This is a genomic window from Phascolarctobacterium succinatutens, from assembly GCF_958453765.1.
GTDB lineage: Bacteria > Bacillota > Negativicutes > Acidaminococcales > Acidaminococcaceae > Phascolarctobacterium_A > Phascolarctobacterium_A succinatutens_B.
This window is the reverse complement of record NZ_CAUDZA010000040.1, coordinates 1-11,348: the sequence shown is the minus strand read 5'-3', so window position 1 is coordinate 11,348 and position 11,348 is coordinate 1. Positions and strand designations below refer to the sequence as shown.

At 49.7% G+C, this 11,348-nt stretch carries 8 protein-coding genes; 5 read left to right on the top strand and 3 right to left on the bottom strand.

The genetic code is table 11. From position 1 onward, the window contains the following. From Q7Q81_RS10750 to Q7Q81_RS10730, 5 genes are all read left to right on the top strand, one after another. Positions 1–1,055 (top strand): sensor histidine kinase (locus tag Q7Q81_RS10750; protein ID WP_304276046.1); only part of this gene is annotated, 1,055 nt, incomplete at its 5' end. A 101-nt stretch (positions 1,056–1,156) separates the two neighbouring features. After that, positions 1,157–1,426, top strand: coding sequence for an ACT domain-containing protein (locus Q7Q81_RS10745; protein ID WP_021720079.1), 270 nt, complete (start codon positions 1,157–1,159; stop codon positions 1,424–1,426). A gap of 9 nt (positions 1,427–1,435) precedes the next feature. Next, positions 1,436–2,797, top strand: a complete 1,362-nt coding sequence (locus Q7Q81_RS10740; protein ID WP_304276044.1) for a PFL family protein — start codon at positions 1,436–1,438, stop codon at positions 2,795–2,797. Further along, complete coding sequence (gene nth / locus Q7Q81_RS10735; protein WP_293809372.1) at positions 2,797–3,432, top strand: endonuclease III; 636 nt, start codon at positions 2,797–2,799, stop codon at positions 3,430–3,432. Before Q7Q81_RS10740 ends, nth begins: the two co-directional genes overlap by 1 nt. A gap of 599 nt (positions 3,433–4,031) precedes the next feature. Next, a complete protein-coding gene (locus Q7Q81_RS10730; RefSeq protein WP_304276042.1) occupies positions 4,032–6,878 on the top strand; it encodes a YadA-like family protein in 2,847 nt (948 codons plus the stop codon). A gap of 133 nt (positions 6,879–7,011) precedes the next feature. Here the strand turns inward: Q7Q81_RS10730 and Q7Q81_RS10725 are convergent, their stop codons facing one another. From Q7Q81_RS10725 to Q7Q81_RS10715, 3 genes are all read right to left on the bottom strand, one after another. Continuing rightward, entirely contained in the window at positions 7,012–7,227 is a 216-nt protein-coding gene (locus Q7Q81_RS10725; RefSeq protein WP_246869374.1) for a hypothetical protein, read from the bottom strand. 103 nt (positions 7,228–7,330) lie between these two features. Beyond that, positions 7,331–9,055 (bottom strand): [FeFe] hydrogenase, group A, encoded by a 1,725-nt coding sequence (locus Q7Q81_RS10720; protein ID WP_304276040.1) that lies wholly within the window; start codon positions 9,053–9,055, stop codon positions 7,331–7,333. Then, the gene (locus tag Q7Q81_RS10715; RefSeq protein WP_293390314.1) at positions 9,049–10,899 is read right to left on the bottom strand and encodes an NAD(P)-binding protein; all 1,851 of its coding nucleotides are present in this window, start codon (positions 10,897–10,899) and stop codon (positions 9,049–9,051) included. The genes Q7Q81_RS10720 and Q7Q81_RS10715 overlap by 7 nt, the downstream gene beginning before the upstream one ends. Positions 10,900–11,348: the final 449 nt, after the last annotated feature.

Genomic DNA, 11,348 nt, shown 5'->3' with positions numbered 1-11,348 from the left:
AGGAAAAGCTGCAGAAGGAAATGCGTCGCTACAAAAATAAAAAGCAGGAGCTGAAGGCCGTAACCAATAATATGGATGAAGGCCTGCTGTTCCTCAATCCGATATGGGAAATCGAATCGATTAATAAGAGTGCCGTAAAATTCTTTGGCAAGGAAAAGCAGGAGCTTTTGGGAACGAGCTTTTTTATGCTTGATGACAGCGAAGAAATCCGTCAGCTTTTGGCAAAAATTGAGCAGGATGGCAAGGGGCGTTTGGTAATCAACCGCGGCAGCAGCTATTATCAGCTCAACGGCAGCAGAATTACCGATAAGGGTTTTGTGCTGCTGATTATGGATGTAACAGCGCGTACTGCTTCGGAGAAAATCCGCCGTGAGTTTTCGGCTAACGTTTCGCATGAGTTGAAGACACCGCTGCAGTCGGTGCTGGGCTATTCGGAAATTATGCTCAGCGGCCTGGTGAAGCCGGAGGATACCAAGCGCTTTCTGCAGAAAATCAACGATGAGGCGCACAATCTGCTGCGTCTGATTGATGACATCATGCAGCTGTCGAAGCTTGATGAGCTGACGCATGATATGATGGAGGAATTTACGCTGCAGGATGTGGCGCAGAGTGCGCTGGCACGCCTGAAGGACAAGGCAGGCAGATTGCAGGTCAGCCTGCAGCTTGTTGACAGCACCGGCGGCGACAGCAAGCTGCTGGGAATTTCTTCGCTGATGGAGGAAATTTTCTTTAACCTGTTGGATAACGGTTTGAAGTATAATCATCCCGGCGGTGAGGTTACGCTGCGCCTGAGCGAAGGAGAAAATAAGTATACGGTGAGCGTTGCCGATACCGGTATGGGCATTCCCGGCAGCGAGCTGCCGCATATTTTCGAACGCTTTTACCGTGTCGACCGCAGCCGTCATAAGGCGATTGAGGGTACAGGCTTAGGCCTTTCCATCGTCAAGCACGGCGTAGGCTTCCATGGCGGCAGCATACGCGTGGTGAGCACTGTGGGGCAGGGGACGGAGTTCATCATGAAGTTCCCCAAGCCGAAGTATGAGGCGGAAAAATAAGCGCCTTCTTTATGTATACAACACAGAGCGCCCAAGATGTGATACAATAGGAGCAGTACTATGAGTGCTGCTCTTAATTTATTTTGAAGGAGGACGCAGATATGCGAGTTGTTTTAACTATCGTAGGCAAGGATAAGGTAGGTATTACCGCTAAGGTGAGCAATGCTTTAGCAGAAATGAATATTAACATCATCAATATCAACCAAAACATTATGCAGGGCTTTTTCAATATGGTGCTGATTGCTGATATGGCAGAGGCTAACGTGCCTATTGCCGAAGCACGCGACAAAATGGCTGCGCTGGGTGTAGAAATCGGCGTAGAAATCCGTCTGCAGAGCGAAGAAATTTTCAGCGCAATGCATCGTATATAGGAGGCTGTCATGTTATTCAATACTGACGATATTTTAGAAACTACGCGCATGATTACCCAAAACAAGCTGGATGTGCGTACTATCACCATGGGCATCAGCCTGCGTGATTGCGGTCATCCGGATATCAAGGTAACAGCGCAGAAGATTTATGATAAGATTTGCCGTAAGGCAGAGCATCTGGTAAAAACCGGTGAGGATATCGAGGTTGAGCTGGGGGTGCCCATCATCAACAAGCGTATTTCCGTAACGCCGATTTCCATGGTGGGCGAAAGCTGCGACAGCAACGATTATGTATCGCTGGCACAGGCTTTGGATAACGCAGGCAAGCAGGTTGGGGTTAACTTCATCGGCGGCTTTTCCGCCCTCGTTGACAAGGGCTATACCAAGGGCGACCGCAATCTGATTGCTTCCATTCCGGAAGCATTGGCAGTTACCGACATTGTTTGCTCTTCCGTAAGCATTGGCTCTACCAAATGCGGTATCAATATGGATGCTGTAAAACAAATGGGCGAGGTTGTGAAGGCTGCTGCCGAGCGTACTGCTGACCGCGATGCAATCGGCTGCGCTAAGCTGGTTGTATTCTGCAATGCTGTGCCTGATAACCCGTTCATGGCAGGTGCTTTCCACGGCGTAACTGAACCGGAAAGCGTTATCAACGTTGGCGTAAGCGGACCGGGCGTTGTTAAATACGCACTGGAGCAGGTGCGTGACGGCGATATCGGTATGGTAGCCGAAACGATTAAAAAGACTGCCTTCAAGATTACCCGCGTCGGCCAGCTGGTAGCACAGGAGGCTGCACGCCGTCTGAATACCCAGTTCGGCATTATCGACTTGTCTCTGGCTCCGACTCCGGCAATCGGCGACAGTGTTGCGCATATTCTGGAGGAAATCGGTCTGGAAAGCTGCGGCGGCCCCGGCACTACCGCTACCCTGGCTATGCTGAACGACGCAGTTAAAAAGGGCGGCCTGATGGCTTCCAGCTATGTTGGTGGCCTGAGTGGTGCGTTTATCCCCGTAAGTGAGGATGCAGGCATGATTGCTGCGGTAGAACGCGGCGCTCTGTCTTTGGAAAAACTGGAGGCTATGACCTGCGTATGCTCCGTAGGTCTTGATATGATTGCTATTCCCGGCGATACTACGGCAGCAACCATTTCCGCAATTATTGCCGATGAAGCTGCTATCGGTATGATTAACAATAAAACTACTGCAGTACGTCTGATTCCTGTTCCGGGCAAGGACGTAGGCGACCGCGTTGAATTCGGCGGCCTGCTGGGCTATGCGCCGGTTCTGGGCGTTAAGAAGTTTAGCGCTGAAAAATTCATTAACCGCGGAGGACGTATTCCAGCACCGGTAAGGAGCCTGACCAACTGATGCGTAAGGCTCAAAGAGAAGCTATTCTGGCTAAGCTAGAGGAAACCTATAAGGGCAGCAAGACGGCGCTGAATTATAACTCACCGTTTGAGCTTTTGGTAGCGGTAATCCTTTCGGCCCAATGTACGGATGAACGCGTAAATGTGATTACGGCGCGTATGTTTCCGCGTCTGAATACGCCGGAAAAAATGGGCGCTCTGACGCAGGAGGAAATGGAAGCGGAAATCCGCGACTGCGGTCTGTACCATGCCAAGGCTAAAAACCTGCTGGGAATGTGCCATATGCTGACGGAGCGCTTCAACAGCGTGATTCCGGATGACATCAAAACGCTGATGGAATTGCCGGGCGTGGGGCAGAAAACGGCGAACGTTATCGCCAGCATTATCTATAATATTCCGGCGCTGGCGGTAGATACACATGTTTTCCGTGTGTCGCACCGTCTGGGATTGGCAAAGGGCAAGGACCCGCTGGCTACGGAAAAGGAGCTGGAAAAAATTATTCCGCGTGAAAAGTGGAGTGACGCGCATCACTGGTTTATCTGGCACGGGCGCAAAATCTGCAAGGCACGCAAGCCGCTGTGCCGTGGCTGCGTGGTTGTGGAGGAATGCCCGTTCAAAGAGAAAAACTTTGAGTAAGGCTGTTGCTGCTTGTGCGTAAGCCTAAAGCTGCTTACGGCAGTATTGCCGGCGTAATTTATAAGTGTAAAGCGAAGAAAAAAAGGCCTGCGGCCCGTGAGGGTGGCAGGCCTTTTTTGCATGCGCCGCTTTGCTTTACCGGTGTTTGCCTGAAATGGACATTTTGGGCAAATTTTATGCTGTCCACTCATAATATACACAGTTAGCGGCTGCTTTGCCTTGCAGCAGGCGGAGTTCACATGTATGTCAAAAAAATGTCCGCTGTGACAAAAATCTTTCACATATTTTTCTTCATAATTATTATTAAAATATAGTGCATATTAAAGAAAAAATAATAATGTTTTCACTAATTTAAAAAGCTACAAATTAACTATTCTTAACGTGCGAATCTTGTTTTTGATGTCTTCTTTAAGAATGCAGAAGTTTGACCAGAGGAGAATAAAGGAGTACAATTAAAATAGGTAAAGGAAGCGGAATACTAAATTTACAAGGCCTTGAATTTTAGTACCACCTTGTCTGAGTTATATAGGGATGTTGAAAATTTATAACGAGGATTAGTCCGGCGCAGGCCGGGCGCATTACGAAAAGGGGGTCTGAAAATGAAAAAGACTAGAAAACAGACTGTTTTAGCAAAGTGTGTGTTGGCGACAATCATGGCAATGGGCATGATGGGTTATACTACCGTGTGGGCTGACACTCCTACCCCATCCCCTGTTGACAAGGATGTTTCCAAAGACGCTGCAGGACAAATTTATGATGCTTCTCATAATTATGACAAGGGTTACTTTTGGACGGATTTAGGACATGCGCAGGTACAGATTGGCTCCGGTGAGCAGATTGAATTGTTCACTCCCTTTATTTATCATACCAATACCCGTGTATGGGATCCGACAAGTAATAGCTATAATCCTGTGCATACGGGCGACAATTCCGAAATGAAGTGCAAAGAGTCTATGAGCAGAATTACTGTAGGCGAATTTGACAGAATTATCAAATCTCTCTATACAAATGATATCACCATGGCAAAAACTATCTATGGTGAAGGAGACCAGGCAGGCCTAAAGGATAAGGTTATTAAAGAGGTAAAGGCAACTGCAGGGCAGGGCGCAACAGTTAATACCTATACATTGGTACGCGAAAATGGTACAGAGGTTGCAGTTGGTATTGTTGATACTGATACCAAAGTTGTTGATAATAAATTGACCTTTGCAGACGGCACGCTGACTTCCAAGATTACTGATAATGCCGGCGGAACCTTTGCAAGCTCTGTAAACGGCATCGCTTCCCAGGAGTGGGTAACCAATCAGCTGAATGGCATTGGCGATACTGATACGGTTACCACAGCAGAATCCGTTCATGCGATCATTACCGTTGACGATGCTTATGCTGATGATCCAACAACCAATAACAAACATCACCGGATCGGCATCAACGAGGATGCTTTGAGGGGATTTATTCAGGATGCAGCGGCAGCGCAGGATACCAACACAACTAACACCAGCATGGAAGGAAACCTGGATGAATATGGCAAGCTGACGGTAAGGGTTAATGATTCTGCAGGCAATAACGTTCAAGCGGTTGTAGAAGATGTAGCATCCCGCAGCTGGGTAACTAATCAGTTGGAAGGCATTGCCGGGACTGATACTGTTACTACCGTAGAAGCAAAAACAAATATGCTGAAAATCACCGATGAAGGCATCGATGGCAACCATGCGTATAAGGTTGATATTAACGGCGACCAGCTGGGTGATTTTGTACAGCAATATGATACTAACACCGTTACTACTGCACAGGCTGACGGCAACGGTTATGTAAATGTTACCGAAATGGTTGATGATAACGGTAATTATAATTACACCGTAGGCATTAACGAAGATAAGCTCATGCAAACCATTCAGGAAAATGATACCAATACTATTACTACTGCAGAATCCGGTCATGCTATCATTACTGTAAATGACAGCGTAGGCGGTAGCGGTTTGGATGATAAGAATTATGTAATCGGTATTGATGAAGATGCTTTGAAGGGCTTCATTCAGGAAAACACCCAGGATACCAATACCGTTACTACCGTTGCTGTAAATACCAATATCCTGACGATTGAAGATAATGGTGAAGACGGCAACCATGCATATGAGCTTGGCATTAATAGCGAACAGCTGGGCGATTTTGTTAAGCAGTATGATACTAACACCGTTACTACCGCGCAGGATGATGGCAATGGTTATGTAAATGTTGCTGAAGCTGTTGATGCAGACGGTAACTACAAATACACCGTAGGCTTTGATGAAGCTAAGCTCATTAACACCATCAAAGAAAACGACACCAACACCGTTACTACCGTAGCGGATGATGGTAAAGGTTATATCGGAGTAACCGACGCAATGGATACTGACGGCAATCATAACTACACCGTAGCATTTGATGAAGGCAAGCTGATTCAGACCATTGAAGATCAGGACAGATACGTTAACGGCGGCAGCATTGGCGAAGACGGCAGCATTACTCTCAATGTTCACAACGGCAGAGACGTTATTCTGGAAGGCCAGATGAAGGATGCACGGCTGACTGATATTGAAAGAGATAAGGAAGCCGGAACTGCTACATTAGTAGTAAAGGATCGCTATAATCCTGAAGAAGTAAACAGACTGACGATTGATGATATCGCAAGCAAGGAACAAAATGATAGGGACCATGCCGAATTCAGAGAACATTTTAATGAACTCGATTATCGTGTTGACAATCTCGGCAGCCGCGTTGACAAGGTTGGTGCCGGTGCTGCCGCTCTCGCAGCGCTGCACCCGATGGATTTTGATCCCGATGACAAACTGACCTTTGCAGCAGGCTACGGCAACTACAAGGGCAAAAACGCTGCTGCGGTAGGCGCATTCTACCGTCCGGATGAAAAGGTTATGCTGAGCGTAGGCGGAACCTTCGGCAACGGCGAGAACATGGTGAATGCAGGCATTTCCTTCTCCCTGGACCGTACCGCACGCGTAAGCAATTCCCGTACAGCGATGGCTAAGGAAATCGTGGACCTGAGAGCGAATGTAGCTAACCTCACCGCATTGGTAGGTCAGCTGACCGCAGGCATGGGCGGCACGATTGAGATGGACAGAATGAAGCTCTTCCCGGATGTTCCCGAAAACCACTGGGCTTACGAATACATCGGCCGTCTGGCGGCAGCAGGCATCGTTGAGGGTTATCCTGACGGCATGTTCAACGGCAACCGCATGATGAGCCGCTACGAATTCGCAGCAATGCTGTACAGAGCGCTTGAAAAAGGCGTGAAGCTGGATCACAAGCTGGTTCGTGAATTTGAACCTGAAATGGGCCGCATCCATGTTGCCCGTATCTCCGGTGCGGATGGCGACAGAGGCAAGATTGAACGTGTACGCGTATACGGCGGCGACAATCGTGACCACTACGGCAGCAAGCTGAAATGAAAATGCAGACAGCTGCATACTCCAAACCTAAATAAACAAACACTCCCTTTTCTATAATTAAAAGAGGAGAACACCTAGTCCTTTACAGGATAAAAGGTGTTCTCCTCTTACTTTGTTTTACATAGTGTTTTGTTTAATCCCAGCGCTTGAGCATGTCCTCAATAATTTCCTTATTGGTTTTGCGGCGCTTCTTCTCGTAGTTACGGAAGTTGTTGTCTCTGTGGTCGGTGGAGTAGTCGGCGTAGTCGAAATCATCGTCGCTGCGTTCGTAGCTGCGGTTGTAGTCGCCGTGGCCATCGTCCAGGGAGAGGGGGATTTGTTTTGTGTAGGTATAGGGTTGTGTGTACATGATTGACCTCGAAAGATTAGGAAGTTATTTGCTTTTATTCAGCTTCTTTCATAACTGAAAGAAGTAAAACTAGAGCAAGCAGTAACAACTTTCCTTCTTTAACTTACATATAATTATGCTCCTTTATATGGTCGGAGTGCAGCAGCTGCTCTGCTTTTTCACTCAGCGGTTTTTCCAGGAAGTCCTTATAGAGCTCCTGTACATCCGGATTGTTGTGGGACTGGCGCATAGGACGGTTGCTGTCGATGGCATAGAGCTTATTGCCCAGTACATCGGCACGCTCTTCGCCGTCGTGAATCGGCTGACCGCCGCCGCCAACACAGCCGCCGGGGCAGGCCATAACTTCCACGAAGTCATAATGAACCTTGCCTGCTTTGAGCTCATCAAGCAGCTTGCCTGCATTACCCAGGCCGCTTACCGTGCAGGTGCGCAGTGTTGCGCCGCCGAGGGTGAATTCGCGTACCTTGCGTCCTTCTGTGCCGCGAACGTCGGTGAAGGCATCTTCAGGAGCTTCCTTGCCTTCGATTACATGGTAGGCGGTACGCAGTGCTGCTTCCATAACACCGCCGCTGGCACCGAAGATAACTGCAGCGCCGGTGCTCTGACCCAGCGGATTATCAAAGGGCAGTTCGCCCAGCATTGCTGGGTTGATGTGCTCGGCACGCAGCAGGCGGATAAGCTCGCGCGTGGTGAGTACGATATCTACATCATGGGTGCCGCTGCTGCGCATAGAGAAGAGTGCGGCCTCGCGTTTTTTGGAAACGCAGGGCATGATGGAAATAGAGCAGATTTCCTTCGGCTTCAGGCCCTTCTTTTGTGCAAAATAGGATTTTGCCAGCGCACCGAAAATCTGTTGCGGAGATTTAGTGGTGGAAAGGTTAGGCACGAAGTACGGATGAGTTTTGTTGACATAGCTTACCCAGCCGGGGCAGCAGGAGGTGAACATCGGCCAGCTGTGGTCCTGCGGATTTTGCAGGTGCTCCAGAAGCTCGCTTGCTTCCTCCATGATGGTAACGTCGGCAGCGTAGCAGGTGTCGAAGACATAATCGAAGCCGATTTTCTTCAGTGCTGCTACCATGCGGCCTTCGGTTGCCAACTCGGGCGGCAGGTTAAAGGCTTCGGCCCAGGCGGTGCGTACTGCAGGTGCAACCTGTACTACGGTTACCTTATTGGGATCGGCCAATACGTCATAAATTTTGGGAACATCGTTACGCTCCTTCAGCGCGCCAACAGGGCAGTGGGTGATACACTGACCACAGAGGCTGCAGTCACTGTCCTCAATGGAAACATTGCCGGCAACGTCTACGGTAGTACGGGCACCGGTGTTCTGCACATCCCAGATATGCAGCTTCTGCACCTTGTCACAAATCTGGACACAGCGCATGCATTTGATGCATTTTTTGGAATCGCGGATGAGCGGGAACTCCTGGTTCCAGGGAGTGTCGACAACATCACGCTCATAGGGAATATCGTAAATGCCAAGGTCATTAGCCAAAGTCTGCAGGCTGCAGTTGCCGCTGCGTACGCAGGTAGCGCACATGCAGTCATGCTGGGATAAAATCAGCTCCACGTTGGTGCGGCGGATGCTGCGAGCCTTAGGAGAGTTGGTATAAACTACCAGACCTTCCTGTACCGGAGAGGTGCAGGCGGTAACTACACGGTTCTGTCCTTGGATTTCAACTACGCAGACCTTGCAGGCACTGATTTCGTTGATGCCTTTAAGATAACACAGGCGGGGAATTTCGATGCCGACGGTGGCAGCAGCCTGCATGATTGTTGTCCCCTGGGGAACGGAAACTTTTTGTCCGTCAATAGTCAGGTTTACCATTTTAAGGTTCTGCCTCCTTTCAGTGTGCTGAAGCCGAATTTGTCGCAGCGCAGGCAGCGTCCTGCTTCCTGGCAGGCTTCTTGCTTGGTCATGCCGCATTCAATAGGCTCAAAGGTATGTTTACGTTCGCCTGCTTCGGTTTCGTGCATCTGGATACGGCCGCAGGGACGTTTATCGTCAATAGACGGATCGGGAATAACTACATCACAGGAAATGGTGTGGTTATAGCCCAGATATTCATCAATATTAGCGGCAGCAACCTTACCGGCAGCAATAGCACGGATTACGGTTGCAGGGCCGGTTACGCAGTCGCCGCCGGCGAAGACGCCTTCATTGTTGGCAAGCTCACTGCTGGAGAGTGCGGAAATAGTACCACGTTTGATTTTGATGCCGGCCTCCTCGAACGGACGCAGCTCAATGCCTTGGCCGATAGCTACAACGATAACGTCACAGGGAATGCGCTCCAGCTCTACGTCAGCGTGAATAGGACGCGCACGTCCCCAGGCATCGATAGGACCGATGATTTGCGGCTCAGCCCAGAGAGCGGCCACATTACCTTCGGCATCTGCTTCAATGTGATGCGGAGCCTTCAGGCCGTACAGCTCAGCGCCCTCTGCAATAGCGCCTTCAATTTCCTCGGGAAGCGCTGTCATATCGTCCTGACGACGGCGGTAAGCGATAATAACCTTTTTGGCACCGAGGCGGATGGAGCTGCGGGTGCAGTCCATAGCAACGTTGCCGCCGCCGATAACGACAACGGTTTTATCCTTAAAGTCAGGCATTTTTTCCTCACCGATATTGCGCAGCATTTCTACCGCACTGATAACACCGTGGGAATCCTCGCCCTCAATACCGATTTTCTTGTCGGTGTGGGCACCGATGGCAATATAAACTGCGTCAAATTCCTCACGCAGCTTTTCGAAGGGGATATCCCCCTCCTCGTTGCCGATTCTGGTGTTGCGATGTACTTCTACGCCGGTGGACAAAATAGCGTCCAGGTCCTCCTGCAGACGTTCGCGCGGGAAGCGGTAAGCAGGAATGCCGTAGCGCAGCATGCCGCCGAGCTTGCTCTTTTCTTCAAACACAACAGCATGATGTCCCATCAGCTCCAGATAGTAGGCTGCGGACATACCGCTGGGGCCGCCACCGATGATGGCGATACGTTTGTTGGTAGCAGGCTGTTTTTCGGGCAACGGAACGGTGTTGCTGGGAGCATTGTCAACAGCCATACGCTTCAGACCGCGGATGTTGATGGGAGCATCAATCATGCTGCGGCGGCAGCGTGCTTCGCAAGGATGCTCGCAGATAAGACCGCAGGCAGTAGGGAAGGGGTTATCCTTGCGGATGAGCTTAACAGCGTCGGCATAACGGCCTGCGCCGACCAGTGCAATGTAGCCGGGGATATCAACCTGTGCCGGGCACAAAGCAACGCAGGGGATAGAATGATGGACGTTGACAGAGCATTTGCCCTTCTTTATGTGGTTAATGTAATCTTCACGGAAGCCTTCCAGACCGGCCAAAACCATTTTGGCTGCTTCGAAGCCGATGGCGCAGTCAGCGCTGTTGGCAACGTTTTGCGCGGTGCTTTCGATTAAATCCAGAGTGTGCATGTCAGCCTTGCCGGCGAGCACGTCTTCCATAAGATTCTGCAGCTGCGCGAGGCCTACACGGCAGGGTACGCATTTGCCACAGGTTTGTGCGTGGCAGACTTTGAGGAACGACAGCTGCAGATCAACAGGGCACAGTCCCGGAGGGCTGGCGATGATGTGTCGTTCCAGGTCCTTGTACAAGCGCTCGACCGTAAGCTGGGCCTGGTCGGGTGTTTCGATTCTTAAACGGCTCATAATTTTCCTCCAAAAAGCATACACTAAATATATAAAGGTATAAACTATATTATACAGAAAAAAGCTGAATTTCGCAATAATAAAGAAGATAGTTTTTGTGTAATAATCTGAGCAAAACAAGCTAGCAAGCGCTTGTTTCGTCTGCTGCCGCAGCAGAGCATTCTTGCGAGGGCTATGCTTTTTTTGCCGTATTTTTTGTGTTATACTAATACTGAGCTTTTTAGCATTAATGCTGTCGGCAGAACGTTTGCATCCGGCAGCTTAAAATATTGGAGGAGGTGCATTATGCAGCTTACTGCTACACATTATATCAGCCTGGCTGTAACGCTTCTGGTGACGCTGCTGCCGGGGCTTTTGGCAGCCAGAAGGGTGAAGTCTGCCGATGATTATAACGTAGGAGGCCGTAGCTCGGGCGCAGGGCTTGTCGCAGGCACGATTATCGGCACGAT